Consider the following 21,994-nt stretch of genomic DNA (forward strand, 5'->3'; position numbering starts at 1 on the left):
CGCGGCTAAGCTGAACAAAAATTTAAAACACAGAGAGCAACTCGCTCTTGCTCAATAACTTTCAAGTTAGTGATTGATTAACAGTAATATAGGTGAGGGTAGCTACGTATAATCCAACACCAAAAACCATATGATTTATCAAACTTCGTATGCGTGCAATATTTGGCTTAGGGGCTTTTGATGCCACAAAGCCAAGCCCCATACAAGGCTGCATGATACAAAAGGGGAAAACGACAGTGACCATTCCAAAGATAACACTCGACAAAAACGAAACTGAAGTGAGGGTAACGCTTTCATTAACTATCAATAAAAAAGCACCGGCAAATATTACACCAATTATATAATGTGTCACCCACCCAATAAGTAGCTCATTATTAACCGCTTTACTCTGTGATATATTTTGATGATAAAACTTCCCGTCACTCATTAATCCTACCCATCTACCGACCATGCGCCAGTTAAGAGGTGGCACGTTAAATAGCTTCTCTATAAATAAAGACCATAAATCAAGTACTATGGTAGCTCCAATACCAATAAGCACGCTGTTAATTATCCATTCAATCATTTGTTAACCTCTTTGCGATATATTGTTTAATATTAATCAGCCAAATAAATAAGCATTTGTCTGTTTATTTTCATTTGATAAACTATCATGCCACTTCAAGTTAACTTTAAGTCAAGAGGAAATAATGAGTATTTTAGACATTGGAGAAGTTGTTAGGTTGTCAGGAATACCGGCATCAACATTAAGGTATTATGAAGAAAAAGGCTTAATTAACCCCATAGGAAGACATGGTCTTAGGCGACAATACGATCCCGCAGTGTTAACCCAGCTATCTTTTATTTCCTTAGGTAGACTCGCAGGGTTATCACTCAATGAAATCAATAATATGTTTGAACCTAAAGGAAAAATTGTAGTAGATAGAAGAAAACTACAACAAAAAGCAGATGAAATTGATCAAAAAATAATACAACTAACATCAATGAGAGATGGCTTACGACATGCCGCGGTTTGCCCTGAAGAAAACCATTTCGAATGCGAAAGGTTTAATAAGTTACTACGTACTTCAACTAGACGATTAAAAACCAATACTGTATAACTTTACTTCTCCTGATATTTTTCTCAATTATTACAAACAAGGATTGTGATGTACCGAGGTCAGTTAACTAAGTGGGACAATGCCAAAGGCTTTGGCTTTATAAACTCTGCTCAATTAAACCAAGATACTTTCATACATATCTCTGCACTCAAACATATGAGTAGAAAGCCTAAGCAAGGTGACTTCATTCATTTTAATGTTGAGCAACATAAAGGGAAGGCTCGAGCGACTAATGCTCGTATTGAAGGCGTAAAAGCAAATTCACCCTTTAAAGTTTCAAAAACGTATAAAACTCGTTCAGGCAATAAAGTTATCTATGCTGCTGTCATTATCGCAATCGCTGCATTTATCATTCAGCGCCTTGATTTAGGGCAAAGTAATCAAACACCGCAATCACAATTTAAAGCAACGCCAATACCAGCAAACATTGCTCCAACCCAGCACTTTACCTGTGATGGACGACAGCATTGTAGTCAAATGACATCTAGAGAAGAAGCTGAGTTCTTTACCAGACATTGTCCTAATACAAAGATGGATGGTGATAATGACGGAATACCTTGTGAAAATGATTCAAGGTTTTAATCAATGATATTTGATCTTGAATTTATTAAGCCTACATAAAGTAAATTAAACTTCAACCAAGCTTCCAAAAGAAAGCCTTCAGAAATGTTGTGATTTATTACTTATTAAAATCACGATTTTAAAAGATTATCTATTATTTAAACGATAAATCGTGTTACATTAGCTTTATAGCCTGTGTTGAGTGCAAATTTATTCATTGTGCTTTGTGATTACTTATCATTTATATCTAGGTATTTTTCACTACAGCCCAATGAAAACCGATACTCTCAGCATAAATATATTGTTTTATACGTTACGCTACGTGAAATTTAGCTGTTATGATAGCCAATAACTCTTATTTTTTTACGTACAATCACCATTGTATTTAATAGGTTTATACTTCAAAACCTATTTTGGTGATCGGGTTCGTTAATGTTGTTTATATTCAATCACATTATTTTATTTACATAAAATAAGTTTGTTAATAACGCATCACGTTTGTAGGTTTTAAATGTTTGCAAATAAATCCGCATCAGAAGTTTATCTGATGTCACTACAATCAGAACAAAGCCGTGTGACTATGGCGTCATTGTTAAATGTTGTTGCTTTTAAATTACAAAAAAAGAAATCGCATCAACATGTTGATTGGTCTTTTTTACATTATGAGCATATTCTTTATTTTCTTTCTGAGCTTTCATCACAAGGAAAATCTCCAGCAACAATAAACGTGTATTTATCTGCACTTAAAGGTGTTGCTAAAGAAGCCTGGCGGAAAAAAGAAATAGATGTAGAAACCTATCAACACATCAAAGAAATCAGACGTGTTCGTGGCTCTCGTAGTGTTAAAGGACGCGCATTATCGCTAGATGAACTTAATCAGTTGATTGATTACTGCATGATGCAAGATGGTGTAATTGCTATGCGCGACGCTGCGGTTGTGGCGTTAGTTTACGGTGCTGGATTACGTCGCCATGAAGCGGCAAATCTATTGCTCAGTGATTTAAACTTAACAGAAGCTACCTTGCGGGTATTAGGTAAAGGAAATAAAGAACGTGTTAATGCCTTACATAACCGTATTTTAGAAATTTTAGATGTGTGGTTATTAGAACGTGGTACTGAGCCAGGTCCTTTATTTCTTAGAGCGCGCAAAGGAAATAAACTCATTAATGCGCCGATATCCGGACAAACTATTTACGACATTATTATCAGACGTTATCAAGAAGCTGGTTTAAAACGTTTAACACCGCATGATTTACGCAGAACGTATGCAACGAAATTACTTGAAAATGGAGAAGACGTGTTCGTTGTACAAGATTTAATGGGCCATTCTTCTGTTGAAACCACTAAAAACTATGATAAACGGGCAGATATTGCGAAAAATAAAGCGGCGAAAGCCCTACCTTTTTGATGCTTGTAAACTTGTCCATTGTTGGTTGATTTCAAACAACTCGCCTGATTGTTGTAAACTCTTAATTGCATCATTAAATCGAGCTAAATCATCTTCATTCATCGTAGATTTACTTAACATCAAATAAATTTCATCTTGATATATTTCTACTGAGTGTTCTTCAAACTCATTGAATAGCTTATATTTTTCAACAAAGGCTCGCATGGTCACAGGATCAACTAGAAAACCATCTAAATGCCCTTTTAATGTTTGTTTTACGTTTTCTTCTAAGTCAATTACTTCACTAATATGTGCTCTGAACTCAGCTTGTAAGATCAGTTTTTTATACAATTTACCGTAATAATAACCACCTTCAACACCGATCATGTAATTACTTTTTGATAAATCAGCTAAAGAGTTAAGAATAATGTTTTGGCGTGTCCCTTTTCTTACATACAATTTAACTTGTTCTTTTCTATAAGGCTTGGTGAAGTATGCGTATTCAGTTCTGTCTTTCGATAGCGAAGCGCCCATGGCAATGTCCATTTTCCCCATTTTTATATATTGTAAATGGCGCTTCCACGGTAACTCAGTGTAATTAATATTGTATCCGGCTTTTTTAACAATTTTATTAAATATATCAATATCTAAGCCAACTAATTCATGTTGATTATTATGATATTGGTACGGATACCAAAGCTCCCAACCAACCGCAAGGGTTGATTTGGTGTTTGCAGATGCATTTGATAAGCATAAAAGAGTTGCTGTTATAGCAATAAAAATTTTAATATTCACAACAACACTTCCCTATATTAGATTGAATTATTCAAATGCTTTTAGTGCTAAAGTGGGGTCAAGTTTGACATGTTTCCAATTAATACGCCAATCAAGGTGCGGCCCTGTGGCACGCCCTGTGGCACCAATAGCCGCCACTTTGTCACCTTTGTTAACCGTATCCCCTTCTTTTACATAACTATCACTTAAATGTAAAAAGGTTGAAGTAACGCCGTGCCCGTGATCGATGATCATCGTACCACCTGAATAGAACATATCAGGAACATATAAAGTCACAATGCCTGACGCAGGTGCTATCACAGGTGTTCCTGTTGGTCCAGCGTAATCTAAACCATAATGTGGTCTACCAGGTTTACCATTATAAAAACGTTGGCTACCATAAACACCTGTGATTGTGCCAGTTGCAGGCGCAATAAAGCCTTGGGTAAAGTCTAATCGGTGGCTGGTTTTATTGCGAGCCAAGTAAACTTGTTCAGCGTCTTTTTTTGCCCGTTTAACGTTGTTCGGATCGGGATTCATTATTTTTTTTGCGATCCCTTCAACCCGTTGAATATTATATTGCTGCTTTTTAGGTGTTAACATTTTTGTGTAAACTGTGCCATCTGGCTTTTCTACCACAAGTTTTTTAGTTTTTGTTTCATCACGTGAAAAGCCGAAAACAAAATCACCGTTATCAGACAATAAAAGTGGTTCACCATTTAAGCTGACTTTACTGTTAGGTATGGTTTTGCCAATAATTAAACCGCCCTGCTTGATAACGCCTTTAAGTACTACTTCCTGAGCAGAAGCAGAAATGGCTATCGATGTAGATAGTAGAAATCCTGCTGCCAAACTAACGTAGTTTCTGTAGTTAAGCATGTGCAATGGCTCCTTTTCCAACACCCTCATACGCAATTACAGTAAAATTATCTTGAGGCTGTTGCAGTTTCAATTGACGTGCAATGTAATCAGCTAATAATTCCACGGTAGAGTCACAATCAACAACTTCAAGAACCTTTGTTTCAACGGCAATATCAAATCGACCTTGTGGGGCTTGATAAGCAAAGTATTGATGACTATCTAATAACTTTAAATGTGCATTTTCAGACAGTTGAATATGTTGTTTTGATACCCGATCATCTTCTGAGGCAATATAAATGTCTTGCCAACGATGACACCAAAAATGCTCTAAGTCAGTAGAACGATTGTCGTTGTGAAACAATTCAATTTTTGAACGGTGACCATGCGCAATTCGCTGACAATTTCCATCATGCAATTTAAGGCCATGAGTATAATGATAAAAATCACTGTCTATTTTTTCTGGTCGTAACGTTAACTCTAAGCCAGCCACATTATTAGGTAATTGCGCTAAAATAATAGTGGTAAGATAATCAGTGACAGAGGAAATAGTGATTTCACTTGCCGGCAACTTTGCAAAAGCGCATGCAGGTGATTGCAAGTAATATTGTGCACGGCTCGCAGATAAATCTATAAATTCATGATCCTTATGAAAGGTAGATTCTGACACTTGTACCGATGAACATTGCTCTGGGATCAACAATTTATGATCGACTGCATCATCAATAATCGCTTTGATCTGCTTTTTAACTACTGCAAAATCAAGCACCATTTTCATATCGTTTAACGAACCATCAAGCAGTACATCAACAATCCAACTCTCTCCTACTATTCCTCGTTCTGAGCAACAATAGGAAAAATCAATAACGGTTAAATCTTTGACAAATAATTGCATTACTTACCTATTTATCTAAAACACGCCAATGAATATCTTCACCAGCTCTGATTGGAACAACTATATCGTCACCAAGTGCCATCGTTTCAGGAACTGACCAAGCTGACTTTTCAAGGGTAATGGTGTCTGAGTTTACAGGCAAATTATAAAAACGTGGGCCATTTAAACTCGCAAACCCTTCTAATTTATCTAAGGCGCTTTCTTGTTCGAACACTTCAGCGTATAACTCGATAGCCGCATGAGCGGTATAAGAACCAGCACAACCGCAGGCTGATTCTTTAGCACCTTTGGGATGTGGCGCCGAATCTGTTCCTAAGAAAAATTTATTGCTACCACTTGTTGCTGCAGCAATTAATGCTTGCTGATGAATATTGCGTTTAAGAATAGGTAAACAGAAATAATGCGGCCTTATACCACCAACCAACATATGATTGCGGTTATATAATAAATGATGGGCTGTAATGGTAGCTGCAACATTTTCACTTGCACTATTTACAAAGTCTACCGCATTCTTAGTAGTAATGTGTTCAAGTACTACTTTTAAGTTAGGATGCTTAGCCACTAATGGTTTCAAAATGGTGTCAATAAAAACGGCTTCACGGTCAAAAATATCAATATCTGCGCTGGTTACTTCGCCATGAATTAATAATGGCATATCAAGCGATTCCATCTCTGCAATAACGCTGGCAATGTTATCAACATTGGTTACACCTGAAGATGAGTTTGTTGTAGCCCCTGCCGGATAAAGCTTTGCAGCATACACAATGCCACTTTCTTTAGCTGCTTTGATATCTTGCGCTGTTGTATTATCAGTAAGATATAACACCATTAACGGTTTAAATGTTGATGACGGATTGTTCGCCATAATACGTTGGTAATAAGCCTCGGCCATCTCTTTATTAGTGATTGGTGGTACTAAGTTTGGCATCACAATAGCACGGCCAAAGTAGCGGCTAATATCAGCTACAGTAGTACTTAAAAACTCACCATCACGTAAATGCACATGCCAATCGTCAGGTCGAGTAATCGTTAATGTATTCATGAATATCCTTTACTTGTGTTCTATATATTGCCAACGCGTTTATTCGAAAGGTTGGCTAGTTTGCGCCGCTCTATCTTCATCTTGCAACAGCTTAAGTAACTGTTCTTTTAAATTAGGCGGTATTTTATAAATGGTTAAACTATCGTTAACAGCATTATACACAACATCTTGCCCAAAATGACTGCGCTCGAAACTGATACTGATGCCTGCACCGTATCCTGAATATTTAGTCACTTTATTTACAATAGCTTGCTCATGCGGAAATGACTCTTCTAATGGATAGTCATTTTCTTGGCAAAAAGAGTAAAAGTCTTGCTCGGCACCTTCTTTAGATATCATATTACCAAGCTCTTTAATAGAAACATCTTGAGCAGAAGCTTTTTGATCTTTGCAATACGATAAAAGTTCCTTGCGAGTATCTTGTTTTTCATTTGCATCTAGTTGATTCACCGATACAAAATCTTCCACCGCTTTTACTAACGTTTGTGTTTGCTCTTTCGCATCTAAACCTTCTTGACAGCATAAAAAATCAAGAAAAAAATCAGAAATCTTTCGACCTGCTCGGCCTTTAATAAACGAAATATAACGATTACCCTCAGCGTTTTGCTGAAAATCAAATAAATCAATGCGTGCAGCAAGCTGTAGTTTAGAAGTATCTAAATGTTTATTGGCCGAGATGGTAAGGTCACCATCAACAGAATAATGCTCTGATACGGGAATAACTGCTACTAACAAATATCTGCCGCCCATATATTCATAATGGCAAAAAACCAAGTAGCCATTTTCTTCTATGTCGTACTTTTCTAGTTCAAGCTTCAATAGTGCTGTTGATTTTTTACTGAAATCATTGAAAGGTTCTGACTCATCAAGATAATCAGTGATCAATTCAATAAAGTTTTTGTGATCAGAAGGTGTTGGCTCATTAGAGAAATGGCCATATGCTTTACTGCCCTTTCCGTTGTATATGTTATGTAATGAATCAACGAAATTTTCAATGCGAGGTGTGATCTCAACCTGATCGGGGCCGAACGTTACCTGAACATCACTGTTTTCGCCAGTTCTAGTAATATAATGAAGTGCTATGTTAGAAATTATTAAACTCATAAGTATTGTCAGTATGATATTGAGTAAGCTTTTGATAAACTTAACGCAATTATTAAAGATTTTTAAATATTATTATGCCTATTGTATCTAAGTATTCGAACGAACGTGTAGAAAAAATTATTCAAGACCTACAAAATGTATTAGTTGACGAAAAAGTAACCGCTGATCTCGCCTTAATGTGTTTGGGTAATGTTGTTACCAGCATCATTGAGCATGATATAAAAGAAGCTCAACAGCAAGCGATGGTTGATAATTTTACTAACGCGTTAAAAAAATCGATTAACAAATAAATACACCTTAACAATAAACACGAATAAGAGTAACAAAGTTTAATGGTTTCAAATAAATCATCAACATACAGTAAACGGTTAATGCCTCTAGTTAGTTGGAGTCATTGGTTTACTTTTTTCAATATTCTGGCGGCAATTTTACTATCAACGTTTTATTTGTTTACCGAATCAATACCTGAAACGCTATTAGGTAAAGTGTATTTAATCACAACTTGGTTAAGCCATATGGGATTTTTAACCTTCATTGGTTTTGTATTGTTGATATTCCCATTAACGTTAATTATTCCTAAAACACGCTTCATTCGGGCTACTGCATCAATTGTGTTTACCTTTGGGCTTTTATTATTATTACTTGATGCCTTTATTTATGCACGACTAGGTTATCATTTAAACGCTTCGTCTAGCGACCAAATAATCTCATTAATTCAAACACAAATCAGCCAAAATAGCCGTGCTTTTTGGTTTATTAGCTTATTATTATTTTTTGCTATTTTTACCTTTGAATTAGTGGTGAGTAACTATGCCTGGAAACACTTAAGACAATTACAAAAAAATACATACGCAAAATTTGTTGTGTTTGGTTTAGTAGCGTCTTTCTTTTTTAGCCATATCACTCATATCTGGGCAGATGCAAACCTTGAATATGACGTGTTAAGACAAGACACGGTACTACCATTATCGTACCCTGCTACGGCAAAAACGTTACTCACTAAATACGGAATGTTTGATAAAAACGATTATATGGCAAGACGTACTAGTCCGTTATCATTTGGCAAACAAACACCTAAATACCCTATTATAACGCAGGCTTGTGAAACTGAATTCTCCCCTAGAAACAGCGCTATTTTAGTATTGACGAATAGCGATATATCTCAACGTCAAATTGCACAATTTTCTCGAAGAGCTAGTGAAAATGCCTTACCGCTCGTTAAACACATAGATAACGCGTTACCAAAAAACTCTTGGTTTAATTTGCTTTATAGCCTACCTACCATTTATAAAAAACCGATTATTGCAGAACAAAAGCCACCGGTGCTTTTCCAAGTTTTAGCGGCTAAAAATCTTACCACTAACCTTACCGTATTCTCTAGTAAAGAAGATGAAAGTCTATTGGAATATCAAGGACTTTTTGATCATGTAAATTATTTTGAAAATATTTCAAACTTTGTTGTCGGAAAAAAGCTATCTTCCAATAAACAAGCACTACATATTTATTACTTTGCAGAAAATGATCAGTATCAGTTTGAATTATTTGTTGATGCTTTATTACTTGCACAACGAAGTAAACAAGAAAAAGATACTATTTGGATCAGTGGCATTGGTAATAACCGAATTGAAAATGGTTTAAATATTAAACCCGCGCTCTTTATTAACCCAAAAAGTGAAGCTAAAGCACCAAATCGTTTAACCAGTCATTTTGATTTAGTTCCAACCATATTAACTACTTGGCTGAACTGCCCTCTTAGAGGAATTAATCATAGTGTTGGTAAAGACATCACAACGTTATATCAAAGTCGTATTATTGCCAATACGGTTGATAATGGCATCATGGTATTTAGCAAAGATAAATCAGTTTTAGTTGATCAGAACGGTAATTTTCAAAGTTACTCTCGTCAACTTGAATCCCCCATTATGGTCAATAGAGACTTTCCGTTAATGATTGATGGTGTTCACTTTATCAAACAATACAGTCAAACATCAGATAAAAAAGATGGCTCGAGTGATTAATAAAAAACCAATTAGTTTGTAAAGCAATATTATTGATTGCATTAAAAATATAAAGCGCTATTATACTGCGCTATCGGGATATAGCGCAGTCTGGTAGCGCGTGCGTCTGGGGGACGTGAGGTCGCAGGTTCAAGTCCTGCTATCCCGACCATTTTCATCTGAAAAATATTATAATTTACACTCATTGCTTATCGTTTCAAACGGATTAATTATAATATTGCTTCTTTAGTTATCTATAACAACATCACGGCATTTTAATACTACGCTGCTGAAAAATTATAGCCAAAACAACTTCATTAACCCTAAATTAATCACGTAACCACCAATACAGAGAAACAAAAATAAACAAAAAGCTAGTAACAATGGCTTGATCCCCGCGTTACGTATCGCACTTATGTGGGTACGTAAACCTAAAGCGACCATCGCAATAGTTAATAAAATATTATCTAACCAAGCAATGCTTTGAGAAACTTCATAAGATATCCATGAAGTTGAATGAACACCACTTGCTAAAATAAAAAATAATGCAAACCAAGGAAACTCAATGTGAGATTCATGCCCATTTGTATTATTTTTGTTGAGCCAAATGGATAAAAAGAATAAAAACGGTCAATATAAAAATCTGGTTAAGCAATCAGCATTGGCTTTTACGGGAGCCTGGTTCAGGTACGCTAGAAATTTCAAAACAGCTATTGGAACAAAAAAATATTAAAATTATAAATAGAATGCAACTAGGCAGCAATGAAGCCATTGCGAGAGCAGTTGCACAAGGTTTAGGCGTTGCCCTATTACCAAATGTTGTAACTGAAGAGTTAGTGCAGCTTGGTAAATTTAAACGTCTAGAACCGCTAAATAATGAGAAAACATCAAGATCTTTATACCAATTAAAATATAAAGAAAGAGCTAGTTCCCATGCCGCTAATGTGTTTGAAGCAATCTTATTTACTGTTTGAACACATTAATTTGGGCTTGTGTTTTTTTGATTTGTAAGTATTTTAGCGATCCGACTATTTATAATTTCTGATAAATTCCAATTATACAACTTAGGATCCGTTGTACTATAGAATTGAATTACCACAGCATCTAGGTCTTTGTAATAATTAGCGAAACTTTGATATCCAGGCACCCAACCAGCATGTTCGAACTTATAAATGCTAGAGTATATTTCCTGCTCTTTCCCTGAAAAAACAGAGCCGTCGTTTAATGCTTTTACAAAAAGGCCAACATCTTCAGCTGTCGCGAGCATACCATGTTCGTCTTCCTTTAAATCAAAAGGGTGTCCGACATGATAACCACTCATTACCTGTTCAAGCGTAACTTCATCTAGGCCTGAATATGTATTCACTAAGTTAAGTGGTGTAAGAGTTCGTGCTTTAATAAATTGAAAATTATCGTAACCCAAGGCCTCATCCATTATTTTATTTATTAACAGATAATTAGTATTGCTATATTCATAACCATCCCCGGGTTTAAAATTAGCCGGTTTATTTAAAATTAATGCTAAGCTTTCTTCGTAAGTTTCGGTTGGAGTACCCCAGAAATTTTCTGTATCGGTAAAATTTGGTATTCCACTTCGATGTTCTACCATCATTTTTAGAGTGATACTTTCTGCATATTGAATTTGACCGACTAGTTCTGGTAAATAATCTGCAAGGCTTTTATTCAATGAAAGCTTTCCATCGTTAACTAACTTTGCTACTGCAACAGCATCGTAAAGTTTGCTAATGCTGGCAATTTTGAAAAGCGCTTTAGGTTTGGCAGCTACTTTAGCTTCTTTATTATGCCAACCTGCTGTATAAACCTGAGCTGGCTGTCCTGTTTGGTTAATATATACAATCATGCCGTCAAAACCATGTTCTATGGCTTCATCTAATTGTTGTTGTATTGTATTAGGTAACGGTAGTAGCCATGCCTTTACTAATAGCCACGGCACAAAATATAATGAAAAAATAGACGTAATAATAAGCGAAAAACCGAATATTTTTTTTGCCTTTGGTTTTATCAAATTACACCTCAATATATTAATTATCAAACATTACGAATGATTTGAAATCGCTAACCCACTCCCTATTTGTTAGTATACTAAAAATTTACTAAACGACATCAACCAACTAAATTGAAAGAATAGATGAATAACTAACCTAGTTAGCACTATACCTATTTACTAAGTTTTTGGATAATACGACGTAAAAGTTAAGTCATTATGACCTTTAATAAGAAGATGCACCTCGGCTGGTTTATCCCAATTTATTTTTTCAAATACAGCAATGAATTCATGTAGCTCCAAATAATCTACGGCAGCAACAAACATATCACAACTAATCGTTTTGTGGCCACCAGCACTATTTTCTACTGAATTAAGCCTTGTGCCTTGATATTTTTTAGATAAATATTCATTAATTGTATCTATACTACCGTAATCACTGTTCATCCAAGCCCCATCTTGTATGGCGGTAGTAAGGATAATATTCGTTATACAAGTCATATGTTAATCAAACCTTTCAGAAAAATAACGTTAGTATCATATATGCAATACGCAAGATATTTAATAGCTATCCATCTAAAGAAGTGACCACTGCAATTATGGCTGAGATGATTTCTTTATGCTGAGAAATAATGCACTTTAAAACTTGCCTACTTCCTTGGTATATAACACATGTTAAAGACAAGTAATATATTGGCCAAAATAAGCGACACTGGAGCAAAAGTCAGCTGTTTTTTGCCCCATTTAATTTTCATCGTATAGATAATATCCCACAAAATAATAATACTTCCAGTGTAGTGAGTGCCTAACTTTAGCTGCCACTAATGTTTTTTGATTAATGTTCACTCAAAATAATTTATTGCGCTCGAGTGATTCTTGCTTGTGAGAAACTTGTGGACTTTGACACTTTATAATCATCATTTAAGTTAAAAAGGCTCCTTTTTCGAGGACTACCTTTTTACAATATAAATACAACAAAAAAATAAATACATGAGAACAAAGGCTTAACAGATAATTTACTTGTTTGTATTTTTATTGATTTGTTGTTTAACGTGAAGTTTTTTATTATTTAATCGTGCTTGATTAAGAAGTAAAAGCCGTTAATTAGCACAAAGTTAATAGACAGCCCAGCGCTATTTATATGCAGCCTCAAGTTTTGTCCTTTTTAATTAAAGCCTATATTTATCAACAGGAACACATAATGCGCATCCAAGAAAAGCCAGACGACTCACTCAAGGCTCGTTCTAAATGCAGTGATGATAATACAGATAAACCCAGTATTTTAGGAGCTCTATATATAACCTTTTTAGTACTCATTGGAACACTGCTTATTCAGTTTATTTTTCTTATACCACTCTTAATTAATGGCATGTTAACCCTTGATATGTTTAATTTGTCACAACGTGAATATAGTGAAGCACTTGGCACTGCTGGCGAATCATTTGTTTTATTAGCCGAGTTAATCGCTATTATAATTTGTATAAAAATAGCTTTTTACATCCAAAACATCCCTTTCAGTTCCTTAGGCTTTAAACTAAATGGTTATAAAACTGATGCGATATTAGGCGCGTTGGCGGGAATTATTATTATAGCAACATGTTTCTTTTTATTAGTCAGCAAAGGTTATATCTCATATACAGTTCGGCCATTTAACCTTGTACCATGGTTAGCAAGTTGTTCACTTTTTTTAATAGTAGCAATGTTAGAAGAAATTTTATGCCGAGGATTTATCCAAGGTCTTTTAATGAGGGCAACGACACCCTACTTAGCTTTATTTATTTCCTCAATGATTTTCATGGCACTCCATTTAGGTAATGATAATTGGACATTAATATCGCTAATTAACTTAGCACTAGCAGGTGTTACTTTTGGCCTTTATTATTTACACACCAGAAATTTATGGTTCCCCATTATGCTTCACTTTACTTGGAATTTTTTTCAAGGTACCGTTTTGGGCTTCGAAGTTAGCGGTCATAAAATGGAAAGTTGGCTAGTGATTGTTCGTAACGAAAACTCGTTAATTACCGGAGGAAACTTTGGTTTAGAAGGTTCGGTTCTAGTGACAGCCTTTGAAATACTATTAATTATATTGATCCAATTAACGTTTGCTGCAAGTAAAACTAAATCAAATGAACGAAAATTGATTAATTTATCATCCAGTGCTTAACGTTTCTCAGAACATGTAGTGTTTATCAATGAATTTATAAATGGTTATAAATGGTTATAAATACCAACGAAGAAGCAGAATAGATAGGACATCCAGTAGAATAGTTAAAAATCTAAAATCTTTAATCACAATCACCACAGTACCTAAAAATTATTTTGACAAGTTATAATACAGTCGCTAATTTAAAAAGGCAGAGCCATATCGAGTTTGTTCAAATTGTGTAGCAAAGCGGAACCACCTAAGCTGTTAACAGTCCGGCTTAAATTTTTGTTAGCCGTTTTAACTCTGTAAAAGAAACCTGCGTAGATCGCGTTCTTGTCGCATAACATGTAAAATATAAACTTTGTCGCTATCCACTTTATAAAAAATACGACAAGGATTAATATTCATTTCACGATAATTTAAGTTCATCAATTCATGTGGTCTTTTACCAGATTCAGGATGATTTTCTAATCTAGATATTTTATCAAATACTTTCTGAGTCAACTTTTTTGCAGCAGAAAGATTACTTAAAGCAATATATTCAGCGATCTCGTTTAAATCATCTAGGGCTGAGGAAGTCCATATTACTTCAGCCATTTACTCATTTTCTCTTTTGCTTCTTGATTTGAGAAAGTTTCACCATTTTTAATTGCTTGCTCACCGCGTGCTACACCTTCAAGAATAGCCAATCTCTGTTGCATAAACTCATAATCTTCTACATCAACTAAGTAAGCAGATGGTTGACCATGTTCAGTTATCAGTACGGGTTCTTTTGATGTATGTAGGTCAGCTAGAATTTTAGTAGCTTGCCGTTTAAGTGTTGTTACAAGTTCAACTCTCATGATAAATCTTATATAAACATTCAAATAATGTATCACAATAGTATCACATTAACTCAAGGTTACAATCTTACACCTTAGTGAACAGCAGATTTAATAACGTACCAGTTTCCGTTCTTCTTATATAATCCCATTTCGATAACTGCGTCCCGCTTTTCGTATATACCTTTCCATACGAATCTAAAAATATCTAAGCCATCAAATTTAGAGTTTCTCAACGAACCTAGAAATTTGTAGCCAGTATTCATGCCATTTCTTTCATGCATACTTTTGATGTCGTTTAAAAAATCTTCTTTAAAAAAATTTGCTAGATATTTTTCTTCGTAACGCTTGATGTATAACTCGAAATTCGAGGTGTCATCCGCTTCGAGCATTTCTTTAAGGTATTTTTCAGCGGTTTCTAATGCTAAAGAAGATTCTTTCATTACTTCATCCTTGTTTAACAGCTTGTTAGCTATTTATTAACCATCAAATTCTCTCTAGCTATGGGGTCTCCATGCAAGATAATCGTTTCTATACGGTTCCACGATTCTATAGAGTCTAAAGGATTAGTTTTAAGCAGCAGAAGGTTAGCAACTTTACCAACTTCTAAAGTGCCATAATCTTTATCAATTCTGAATTGTTTAGCATTATTAATGGTTGCCGCCGCCAGTACTTCTTCCAGCGATAGCCCTGCGGCAACCATAGCTTTCATTTCTTGGTAAGTTGTCAGTCCAGGTTGATTGGCAAAACTAGGACTTCCAGGGAAGTCCGAAGCCAATAAAATTGGATGGTTAGAACTTCTTAGATATTGAATGACTTTATTACCTTTTCCTATTCGCCCATATAAAAATGCATCTGAGATTGATTGATCAGGCATTCCATCAAAACCAATTCGAAGTTCCTCCTTGAACCACTGCGCCTCACTCGTTTTATACCAATCTATAAGTGACTTAGGCGTAATGGATGAAAATTCAGGAGAATTAACAATAGCAGGTAGCATTACTTCACCTAAGCCAGCAATCACTCTTTGTGTAGGCATATAGCCTATTTTGTTATTAATCATTACATCCAGAGTGTTAGATATCTCCTTAGGTATATCTTTCTCGCGATTATATTGCCCCCAATTCCACATACCATGAGCGATCACATCAACATCTGCGCCAAGTGCTAATTGTTGCATATCTAAGGCATTAGCATGAGCTACTATAAGTAAATTAAATTTTTCAGCCGCTATTTTAATTCGCTTTAGCGTATTGGTTGATAATGTTTGCCATTGACTAGCGTTACCATAACCGTCTTCAAAATAAATTTTTATACATGAAGCACCTGAATCGGCAATTTCACCAACTAACCTTTCTACTGAATTTACTGCGGTTGCCTCTGCACTTTCATCAATTAAATAAGTAAACATTGATCTTGATAGATCATCTGTTTTTTCTACATACGGAAAGGTATTCTTTGATGTTAATACCTCACAGCGAAAATAATCAGGGTGATGAGGCGCCGAAGTAAAATAGTCGAAACTCACTCCCGGATTAGGATCAAGTATTTGAGTGACCCCATAATATAAAAAGCTTCTTGGTTGTTGCTCAAAATAAGCCTTTACGAGTTTTGGGTTCTTAATAGCCACAGGTTCAACACCAAAACCCATACCAGGAATTGACGAAACATGCGCATGGCTATCCATAAGACCAGGCGTTAAGAATTTTCCCGAACCATTTATTTTAAGATCGTAGGATGTAATCTTTTTGTTAGTTATTTTGGTAATTCGTCCATCATTTATTAATACATTCATCTGAGTTTTTGGAACTTGCAAGTGAGATGAAACTATAGTGACATTTTCTATTAGAACTTTGCTCTCCGCCAATGAAGAAAAAGAAAACAAAGAAATTGAGAGTAATAATACCTTAATCATAATAATTCCATGTGAGATTATTTAAATAGCTAACGAGCCTGTAGAATAACTCGTTATTATTATTTTTGAATTCAAAAACTTAATTAAAACTTAATTAAAACTTAATTAACTTAATTAGACATCCACTATACCACTGCCATAACTTAATAACTTAATTAGACATCCACTATACCACTGCCAAGAAGTAACTGAATATCTAAACTTGATTAAAGTGCATAAAAATCGGTAATAAATCGCCTTCAACGAGTCAAACAAGTGAAATTTAGTATTTCTGCAGAGTAATGATCAAATCTAGGTCAAACAAACCTCTTCCATACAAGGAATTGTTAGACTCGATAAGGATAACTAGGTGTTTACGCTAATAGCTTTTCACAATTAGCAAGATTGCTTCGCCGTTTTCGGTGTTGGTGTTGGCAGTATTTAGTTAAGCTATCAACATCGCCTACAGCACCTCTAAAGCAGCGACTAAACTGTTGGCTTAGTGTAACCCAGTTACCGGCACTGATATTCAGGCGAGTCAGTAGTTTAGGTTGGTGCTGTGCTATATAGCCTTTTTTATCTTCTCTGATACAACGCCCAGTTAATTCCACAAGCTCAAGGTAATCTGTTAAACAAAACGGTAAGCCTGCAGGGCTACCTTTGCTCGGATTACCAACAAATGGTGGTAACTTTTCAGGCTGTTTGCCTTGAATAGCCGCCTTGATGCGTAGTTTGATGCTTGTAAAGTCTGAAGTTTCTGGTGTTTTGGCGATATTAGCTCGAATGGGGTTTAAGTCTACATAAGCCATACAAGCGGCAAGTGCTTTTTCATCAAGTAGTGCTTGAGAGCTAAACCGCCCTTCCCAAAATCTGCCTTTGCAATTGTCTTCTCGATTGGCTTGTCTGGCAATAGACTCATTTAATAACCGCATCAACCAACTAATGTCCATGAGTCGTTTACGGTATTGCTCAGCCGTTTGCCTAACGATATCTATCATGGGAGCTAAAAGCTCTTCACCGCGTAAATACTTTTGTGTAAGTAATGTACCCTTAAACAATTGATGCCAACGCTTTAGCACCTCATCCATCGACCAACTGTTTGCTGTTTCTTCATCAACAAACAAAACCAAATGTACATGGTTACTCATCACCGCATAAGCACACACATCAATGGCAAATACGTCACTAAGTTGAAACAGTCTATTTTCCACCCATTGTCTTCGGTGCTCATAACTTTTTCTAGTAACGACATCTTTGCCACACAAAAACGCACGGCGAACACAACGGGAAATACAATGATAATAAGGTGTAGCCGCCAAACATACTTGACGACTTCTGGCGATAGTCATTTCGCTTCCTTGCGATTGATTTACAATGACTCAAAGATTAGACAAACGTTGGAATTATTCAAGTTAAATATGGGTGTCTAGATTATTTTTTGTTCAAGTTAAAAATGGGTGTCTAGTTTATTTTCTTTTTAAGCTTTTGAATTGCAGACAGTTCTTTTTGGGTGGGGACTTTACTCATTATTTCATTGCTGCCCTGGTAGCGCTGATGCTTAGAGAATTTACCTTCTCTGTATTCCTTCCGCCAACGACTGAGCATAAACGGGTGAATATCAAGTGCTAAAGCAACATCCTTTGACATGACATTGTCTTTTAAGCTTAGTTTGACTACTTTGATTTTGAAACTTACTGGGTAAAACCATGTTTTTCTAGGTTGTGTATATTTGGGCATTGTAGCCTCCTCAATATGATGAGGAGGTGTCCACCAAAACGGGGGAGGTGCATGTCCGTTCTTGAGCGCCTTGTTAGGTCTATACTTTCACAAAGTTATGCCGTAGTTCTTTATACGCCATGATCAATAAGGCTGCACCACCAGCACCAAACATAAACAATAAGAAAGAAGGAGACATTCCATTAACTAACCAATAGATGCACGCAGCAATAAAAAGTGTAATTAATGGCGCACCGATAACAATTAACCCTGTTTCAATATACTTTTTGTTCCTGAATGCATAAGCTAAGGCTGGAGCAGAAACCATAAGCCCGATAATGAACCCCAATATATTTAAGGTGGCAAATAGATCTGATTGAGGGCTAGGTAGTCGACCCGATTCACTTACCGCCGCAACAGTAATGATTATTAAGCCAATTAATAACGAACCAAATAAAAATATAGGTCTCTGGTTTACAGATTCGTTCTCTTCTTCTTGCAAGTCCTTAACATTAACATTGAATGTAGCGGCAAGACTCACAACAGTATTAATAGATGCTATACCTTCTGCTTCAACACGCTGAATAGTACGCAAGCTTATGCCCGATGCTGTAGCCAGCTGATCTTGAGGCCAGCCTCTATCTAAACGCAAACGACGTATTGTATTAGGTGATATTTTCATTTCATATTCCATCGTAGACTCCTGTAGGTTTGTACTACGAGAACCCTACTAAATCCCTTATCCTTTCCATACGACACTTTACCGCCAACAGCCGCCAATGCGCCGCAAATAGACCTAACGCCCATATTAGCAGGCAAATTGTGCTTGGCTATAATTTGGAACGCAGTGACAAACGCCAAGCTCCATTTGTCCTGCTGAATTTTTTGTTAGGTGAATTTACTTGAGCATCAGTTATTTAGCAAGTGGTTCGATTCTCTACTGAGCCTGATTGTTTAACCCAAAAACTTAAACCTGAACTAAGCAACAAGCAGTGTGTAAAAATAACAGAAACTGCCCTGCCAATGACACCAAACCAAGCCGCAACTTTTTAAACACCAGAATCACAATAGTTGAGTTGAAAACAAATCAAATTGTTAAACACTAAACCCAACAAACGATAACTAAATGAGTTATTCACCCTAACGCTTATATTAAACGGCTTAAAATGATTGGTTTGCTTTTTTGCGCCTTGCAAAAAACGAGACAAGCTTTTTAAGTCCGATTTGAATTTTTTGTTAGGTGAATTTACTTGAGCATCTGGTATTTAGCAAGTAGTTCGATTCACTGCTGAACCTGATTATTTAACCCAAGAACTTAAACCTGAACTAAGCAACAGGCAGTGTGTAAAAATTAAAGAAAACTAGATTGACGATAACTCCAAACTAAGCCGCAACTTTTTAAACACCAGAATCACGGTGTTGGAATAAAAACAAATCAAGTTGTTAAACACTAAACCTAATAAACCATAAGTAAATGAGTTATTCATCCTAACGCTTATATTAAACGGCTTAAAGTGGTTGGTTTGCTTTTTTGCTCCTTGCAAAAAACGAAACAAGCTTTTTAAGTCCGATTTGAATTTTTTGTTAGGTGAATTTACTTGAGCATCTGCTATTTAGCAAGTGGTTCGATTCACTGCTGAACCTGATTGTTTAACCTAGAAGTTAAACCTGAACCAAGAAACAAGCAGTGTGTAAAACTAAAAGACAGCTACCCTGCCAATGACACCAAACCAAGCCGCTACTTTTTAAACACCAAAATCACAGTGTTGAAATATAAACAAATCAAGTTGTTAAACACTAAACCTAATAAACCATAAGTAAATGTGTTATTCACCCTAACGCCCAAATAAGGGGCTGATTAATAGTTTGCTAAAATGTGAAGCGGAGCGGAACCGAGCAAACTGTTAGCAGTCCCACTTAATTTTCTTGTTAGCTTGCTTTACCACTGTTCTTCTTTTTTGCGGATAATGCCAACGATACGATTTTGTTTTAAACCTATATAAACTCGATTAATTATCTCAAATAAAGCACCTATAAGAGCAATAACTATAATTATATCGAACACACTCACAATAGTATTCGTTGTCTCATTGATATCAAAGGAAAAGAAAAATGTGACTACCCAAATTACAGGTAATATAAGCAACCAGCTTATGAGACTTGCGATAAATCCATTTATTATTGAAATAATTAAAAGCTTCATTCTTTCCTTAAATGCCACTCTAGTCTATAGCTAGCTAACGCCTCATTAAGAGGCAAAAAATTGTTGGCTAAAATTAGCGACGAAGGAGCAAAAGCCAACTGTTTTTTGTGATCTTCCCCCGCAAAAGTGGACACCTTCCACTTTTATTTTCCTGCCAATTCAAACTCAACTGGTGGTTGATATCCTAAACTTGAATGCAATCGCTGTCTATTGTAAAAGTAATTTAAATAACCTTTTAGTTTAGAATGTAACTTACTCATTGTTTCAAAACGATTTCCTCGAATGATGTCAGCTTTCAATGAGTGAAAAAACGACTCCACTTCCGCATTATCTGTGCAGCATCCAGGCCGGTTCATACTGGCATTAATATTGTGAATTTTTAAGTAGTGCTGAACATTGTGGGCTCGATATTCGGCACCTCGGTCAGTATGAAATAATACTCTTTCAGTGGGTTTGCGTTTTTTAATGGCAAGCCGCAATGCTTTTAACGTCAGCTCAGTTGATTTGTTTTTACCAAAGGCCCAGCCAATAACACGACGAGAGTATAAATCGATAACGACAGCAAGGTAATGCCAACGTGCACCAACTTTAAGATACGTGATATCACCCGACCATTGCTGGTTTGTCGCTGTCGGCTTGTCTATATTTCTACGCTTATTTTGAATTTCCTTATAGAAAAATTTAACCTTAGCTGGTTTGCTATATGTCTTAATTGCTCTAGCTCTCAAGCCACTCTCTTGCATTAACCTTGCAACCCGCTTCTTGCTTGTTCTTATACCTGATCTTTTCAACGCATAAAACACACGGGGGCTGCCATACGTCTGATGATTAGCATGAAACACGGCTTTTATTTGCTGCAATAAATCTGCATCTCTTAACACTTTGGCTGATAAAGGACGATTACGCCAAGCATAAAAACCACTGGGAGAAACGTTGAGCCAATCACAAAGGTACTTCACACCTAAGATTTGTCCGAACTTGTGGATGAATCCAAATCGCTCTGATGTACTTCCGCCAGATACCGTTGCCACTTTTTTAGCAAGTCGTTCTCCAGTTTCAGACGCTCATTTTCCTTTTTAAGCTTTTGAATTGCAGACAGTTCTTTTTGGGTGGGGACTTTACTCATTATTTCATTGCTGCCCTGGTAGCGCTGATGCTTAGAGAATTTACCTTCTCTGTATTCCTTCCGCCAACGACTGAGCATAAACGGGTGAATATCATGCTAAAGCAACATCCTTTGACATGACATTGTCTTTTAAGCTTAGTTTGACTACTTTGATTTTGAAACTTACTGGGTAAAACCATGTTTTTCTAGGTTGTGTATATTTGGGCATTGTAGCCTCCTCAATATGATGAGGAGGTGTCCACCAAAACGGGGGAGGTGCATTGTCCTTTTAAATGACTTGTTATGTTTTTAGGCCAAGGGCGACATGAAGTCACCCCGCCAAAGATTACATCAGTAACAAAATCAAAAAAGCAGATGCTTTA

At 36.0% G+C, this 21,994-nt stretch carries 22 protein-coding genes, 1 tRNA gene and 3 pseudogenes; 8 read left to right on the forward strand and 18 right to left on the reverse strand.

All coding sequences use genetic code 11. From position 1 onward, the window contains the following. Positions 1-61 precede the first annotated feature (61 nt). Positions 62-565 (reverse strand): DUF2938 domain-containing protein, encoded by a 504-nt coding sequence (locus tag QUE72_RS09580; RefSeq protein WP_286268683.1) that lies wholly within the window; start codon positions 563-565, stop codon positions 62-64. Between the two features lie 124 nt (positions 566-689). Between QUE72_RS09580 and QUE72_RS09585 the strand changes: the two genes are divergently transcribed. The 3 genes from QUE72_RS09585 (at position 690) to QUE72_RS09595 (ending at position 3,069) form a co-directional block, all read left to right on the forward strand. Further along, on the forward strand, positions 690-1,100 hold the full coding sequence (locus QUE72_RS09585) for a helix-turn-helix domain-containing protein (protein ID WP_074498944.1): 411 nt from the start codon (positions 690-692) through the stop codon (positions 1,098-1,100). A gap of 48 nt (positions 1,101-1,148) precedes the next feature. Beyond that, the gene (locus QUE72_RS09590; protein WP_286268685.1) at positions 1,149-1,682 is read left to right on the forward strand and encodes an excalibur calcium-binding domain-containing protein; all 534 of its coding nucleotides are present in this window, start codon (positions 1,149-1,151) and stop codon (positions 1,680-1,682) included. Positions 1,683-2,172: 490 nt separating this feature from the next. Further along, positions 2,173-3,069 carry a tyrosine-type recombinase/integrase gene (locus tag QUE72_RS09595; RefSeq protein ID WP_074498942.1) on the forward strand — a complete coding sequence of 299 codons (897 nt, stop codon included), beginning with the start codon at positions 2,173-2,175 and terminating at the stop codon, positions 3,067-3,069. Here the strand turns inward: QUE72_RS09595 and QUE72_RS09600 are convergent. Genes QUE72_RS09600 through yejK form a run of 5 tightly spaced genes read right to left on the reverse strand, consistent with a single transcriptional unit; the run spans position 3,058 to position 7,721 of the window. Further along, positions 3,058-3,843: a substrate-binding periplasmic protein gene (locus tag QUE72_RS09600; RefSeq protein WP_286268687.1), complete on the reverse strand. Its 786-nt coding sequence runs from the start codon at positions 3,841-3,843 to the stop codon at positions 3,058-3,060. The two genes, QUE72_RS09595 and QUE72_RS09600, sit on opposite strands and share 12 nt — an antisense overlap. A 27-nt stretch (positions 3,844-3,870) precedes the next feature. Beyond that, complete coding sequence (locus QUE72_RS09605; RefSeq protein WP_286268688.1) at positions 3,871-4,701, reverse strand: M23 family metallopeptidase; 831 nt, start codon at positions 4,699-4,701, stop codon at positions 3,871-3,873. Continuing rightward, entirely contained in the window at positions 4,694-5,575 is an 882-nt protein-coding gene (locus QUE72_RS09610; RefSeq protein WP_286268689.1) for a 6-carboxytetrahydropterin synthase, read from the reverse strand. The genes QUE72_RS09605 and QUE72_RS09610 overlap by 8 nt, the downstream gene beginning before the upstream one ends. 7 nt (positions 5,576-5,582) lie before the next feature. Further along, complete coding sequence (gene pyrC / locus QUE72_RS09615; protein ID WP_286268691.1) at positions 5,583-6,617, reverse strand: dihydroorotase; 1,035 nt, start codon at positions 6,615-6,617, stop codon at positions 5,583-5,585. A 39-nt stretch (positions 6,618-6,656) separates the two neighbouring features. Beyond that, on the reverse strand, positions 6,657-7,721 hold the full coding sequence (yejK, locus tag QUE72_RS09620; RefSeq protein ID WP_286268693.1) for a nucleoid-associated protein YejK: 1,065 nt from the start codon (positions 7,719-7,721) through the stop codon (positions 6,657-6,659). Between the two features lie 74 nt (positions 7,722-7,795). Here yejK and QUE72_RS09625 point away from each other — a divergent pair, with 74 nt between their 5' ends. The 3 genes from QUE72_RS09625 (at position 7,796) to QUE72_RS09635 (ending at position 9,890) form a co-directional block, all read left to right on the forward strand. Further along, positions 7,796-8,011: a YejL family protein gene (locus QUE72_RS09625; RefSeq protein WP_074498936.1), complete on the forward strand. Its 216-nt coding sequence runs from the start codon at positions 7,796-7,798 to the stop codon at positions 8,009-8,011. A gap of 42 nt (positions 8,012-8,053) precedes the next feature. After that, the gene (locus QUE72_RS09630; RefSeq protein ID WP_074498935.1) at positions 8,054-9,739 is read left to right on the forward strand and encodes a DUF3413 domain-containing protein; all 1,686 of its coding nucleotides are present in this window, start codon (positions 8,054-8,056) and stop codon (positions 9,737-9,739) included. 74 nt (positions 9,740-9,813) lie between these two features. Next, positions 9,814-9,890: transfer RNA gene (locus QUE72_RS09635), tRNA-Pro, on the forward strand. 125 nt (positions 9,891-10,015) lie between these two features. Here QUE72_RS09635 and QUE72_RS09640 read toward each other — a convergent pair. Then, positions 10,016-10,348 (reverse strand): annotated as a pseudogene (locus tag QUE72_RS09640) (putative sulfate exporter family transporter); the annotation flags it as partial. Positions 10,349-10,359: 11 nt separating this feature from the next. Here QUE72_RS09640 and QUE72_RS09645 point away from each other — a divergent pair. After that, complete coding sequence (locus QUE72_RS09645; RefSeq protein ID WP_286272966.1) at positions 10,360-10,692, forward strand: LysR substrate-binding domain-containing protein; 333 nt, start codon at positions 10,360-10,362, stop codon at positions 10,690-10,692. Positions 10,693-10,697: 5 nt separating this feature from the next. Here the strand turns inward: QUE72_RS09645 and QUE72_RS09650 are convergent, their stop codons facing one another. Both QUE72_RS09650 and QUE72_RS09655 read right to left on the reverse strand, forming a co-directional pair. Continuing rightward, the gene (locus tag QUE72_RS09650; protein ID WP_407704912.1) at positions 10,698-11,744 is read right to left on the reverse strand and encodes a serine hydrolase domain-containing protein; all 1,047 of its coding nucleotides are present in this window, start codon (positions 11,742-11,744) and stop codon (positions 10,698-10,700) included. Positions 11,745-11,903: 159 nt separating this feature from the next. Continuing rightward, entirely contained in the window at positions 11,904-12,224 is a 321-nt protein-coding gene (locus QUE72_RS09655) for a hypothetical protein (RefSeq protein ID WP_074498932.1), read from the reverse strand. A 700-nt stretch (positions 12,225-12,924) separates the two neighbouring features. On the opposite strand from QUE72_RS09655, the gene QUE72_RS09660 reads away from it, so the two are divergent. Then, positions 12,925-13,890 carry a CPBP family intramembrane glutamic endopeptidase gene (locus tag QUE72_RS09660; protein ID WP_286268698.1) on the forward strand — a complete coding sequence of 322 codons (966 nt, stop codon included), beginning with the start codon at positions 12,925-12,927 and terminating at the stop codon, positions 13,888-13,890. 279 nt (positions 13,891-14,169) lie between these two features. Here the strand turns inward: QUE72_RS09660 and QUE72_RS09665 are convergent, their stop codons facing one another. The 9 genes and pseudogenes from QUE72_RS09665 to QUE72_RS09705 all read right to left on the reverse strand — a co-directional run bounded on the left by QUE72_RS09665 (position 14,170) and on the right by QUE72_RS09705 (position 21,840). After that, on the reverse strand, positions 14,170-14,469 hold the full coding sequence (locus tag QUE72_RS09665) for a type II toxin-antitoxin system RelE/ParE family toxin (RefSeq protein ID WP_286268699.1): 300 nt from the start codon (positions 14,467-14,469) through the stop codon (positions 14,170-14,172). Next, positions 14,457-14,714 (reverse strand): type II toxin-antitoxin system Phd/YefM family antitoxin, encoded by a 258-nt coding sequence (locus QUE72_RS09670; RefSeq protein WP_074498930.1) that lies wholly within the window; start codon positions 14,712-14,714, stop codon positions 14,457-14,459. The genes QUE72_RS09665 and QUE72_RS09670 overlap by 13 nt, the downstream gene beginning before the upstream one ends. Positions 14,715-14,788: 74 nt before the next feature. Beyond that, positions 14,789-15,136 carry a hypothetical protein gene (locus QUE72_RS09675; protein WP_286268702.1) on the reverse strand — a complete coding sequence of 116 codons (348 nt, stop codon included), beginning with the start codon at positions 15,134-15,136 and terminating at the stop codon, positions 14,789-14,791. A 29-nt stretch (positions 15,137-15,165) separates the two neighbouring features. Then, positions 15,166-16,608: an amidohydrolase family protein gene (locus tag QUE72_RS09680; RefSeq protein WP_286268704.1), complete on the reverse strand. Its 1,443-nt coding sequence runs from the start codon at positions 16,606-16,608 to the stop codon at positions 15,166-15,168. Positions 16,609-16,961: 353 nt separating this feature from the next. Next, entirely contained in the window at positions 16,962-17,936 is a 975-nt protein-coding gene (locus QUE72_RS09685; RefSeq protein ID WP_286268706.1) for a transposase, read from the reverse strand. Positions 17,937-18,057: 121 nt separating this feature from the next. Further along, a pseudogene (locus tag QUE72_RS09690) lies at positions 18,058-18,324 on the reverse strand (transposase); the annotation flags it as partial. A 79-nt stretch (positions 18,325-18,403) separates the two neighbouring features. Further along, the gene (locus QUE72_RS09695; RefSeq protein WP_286268707.1) at positions 18,404-18,985 is read right to left on the reverse strand and encodes a helix-turn-helix domain-containing protein; all 582 of its coding nucleotides are present in this window, start codon (positions 18,983-18,985) and stop codon (positions 18,404-18,406) included. 1,257 nt (positions 18,986-20,242) lie between these two features. Next, on the reverse strand, positions 20,243-20,506 hold the full coding sequence (locus QUE72_RS09700) for a hypothetical protein (RefSeq protein WP_286268708.1): 264 nt from the start codon (positions 20,504-20,506) through the stop codon (positions 20,243-20,245). A gap of 143 nt (positions 20,507-20,649) precedes the next feature. After that, positions 20,650-21,840 (reverse strand): annotated as a pseudogene (locus QUE72_RS09705) (IS3 family transposase). Positions 21,841-21,994 lie beyond the last annotated feature (154 nt).

This window comes from Thalassotalea hakodatensis (genome assembly GCF_030295995.1).
GTDB classification, from domain to species: domain Bacteria; phylum Pseudomonadota; class Gammaproteobacteria; order Enterobacterales; family Alteromonadaceae; genus Thalassotalea_C; species Thalassotalea_C hakodatensis.

Excerpts from the sequence above, each read along its gene's own strand:
- QUE72_RS09670 (WP_074498930.1), bottom strand. The coding sequence starts at position 14,714 with ATGAGAGTTGAACTTGTAACAACACTTAAACGGCAAGCTACTAAAATT.
- QUE72_RS09610 (WP_286268689.1), bottom strand. The coding sequence starts at position 5,575 with ATGCAATTATTTGTCAAAGATTTAACCGTTATTGATTTTTCCTATTGT.
- QUE72_RS09665 (WP_286268699.1), bottom strand. The coding sequence starts at position 14,469 with ATGGCTGAAGTAATATGGACTTCCTCAGCCCTAGATGATTTAAACGAG.
- QUE72_RS09685 (WP_286268706.1), bottom strand. The coding sequence starts at position 17,936 with ATGACTATCGCCAGAAGTCGTCAAGTATGTTTGGCGGCTACACCTTAT.
- QUE72_RS09590 (WP_286268685.1), top strand. The coding sequence starts at position 1,149 with ATGTACCGAGGTCAGTTAACTAAGTGGGACAATGCCAAAGGCTTTGGC.
- yejK (WP_286268693.1), bottom strand. The coding sequence starts at position 7,721 with ATGAGTTTAATAATTTCTAACATAGCACTTCATTATATTACTAGAACT.
- QUE72_RS09625 (WP_074498936.1), top strand. The coding sequence starts at position 7,796 with ATGCCTATTGTATCTAAGTATTCGAACGAACGTGTAGAAAAAATTATT.
- QUE72_RS09595 (WP_074498942.1), top strand. The coding sequence starts at position 2,173 with ATGTTTGCAAATAAATCCGCATCAGAAGTTTATCTGATGTCACTACAA.
- QUE72_RS09660 (WP_286268698.1), top strand. The coding sequence starts at position 12,925 with ATGCGCATCCAAGAAAAGCCAGACGACTCACTCAAGGCTCGTTCTAAA.
- QUE72_RS09580 (WP_286268683.1), bottom strand. The coding sequence starts at position 565 with ATGATTGAATGGATAATTAACAGCGTGCTTATTGGTATTGGAGCTACC.
- QUE72_RS09585 (WP_074498944.1), top strand. The coding sequence starts at position 690 with ATGAGTATTTTAGACATTGGAGAAGTTGTTAGGTTGTCAGGAATACCG.
- QUE72_RS09675 (WP_286268702.1), bottom strand. The coding sequence starts at position 15,136 with ATGAAAGAATCTTCTTTAGCATTAGAAACCGCTGAAAAATACCTTAAA.
- QUE72_RS09605 (WP_286268688.1), bottom strand. The coding sequence starts at position 4,701 with ATGCTTAACTACAGAAACTACGTTAGTTTGGCAGCAGGATTTCTACTA.
- QUE72_RS09700 (WP_286268708.1), bottom strand. The coding sequence starts at position 20,506 with ATGAAGCTTTTAATTATTTCAATAATAAATGGATTTATCGCAAGTCTC.
- pyrC (WP_286268691.1), bottom strand. The coding sequence starts at position 6,617 with ATGAATACATTAACGATTACTCGACCTGACGATTGGCATGTGCATTTA.
- QUE72_RS09655 (WP_074498932.1), bottom strand. The coding sequence starts at position 12,224 with ATGACTTGTATAACGAATATTATCCTTACTACCGCCATACAAGATGGG.
- QUE72_RS09695 (WP_286268707.1), bottom strand. The coding sequence starts at position 18,985 with ATGAAAATATCACCTAATACAATACGTCGTTTGCGTTTAGATAGAGGC.
- QUE72_RS09680 (WP_286268704.1), bottom strand. The coding sequence starts at position 16,608 with ATGATTAAGGTATTATTACTCTCAATTTCTTTGTTTTCTTTTTCTTCA.
- QUE72_RS09630 (WP_074498935.1), top strand. The coding sequence starts at position 8,054 with ATGGTTTCAAATAAATCATCAACATACAGTAAACGGTTAATGCCTCTA.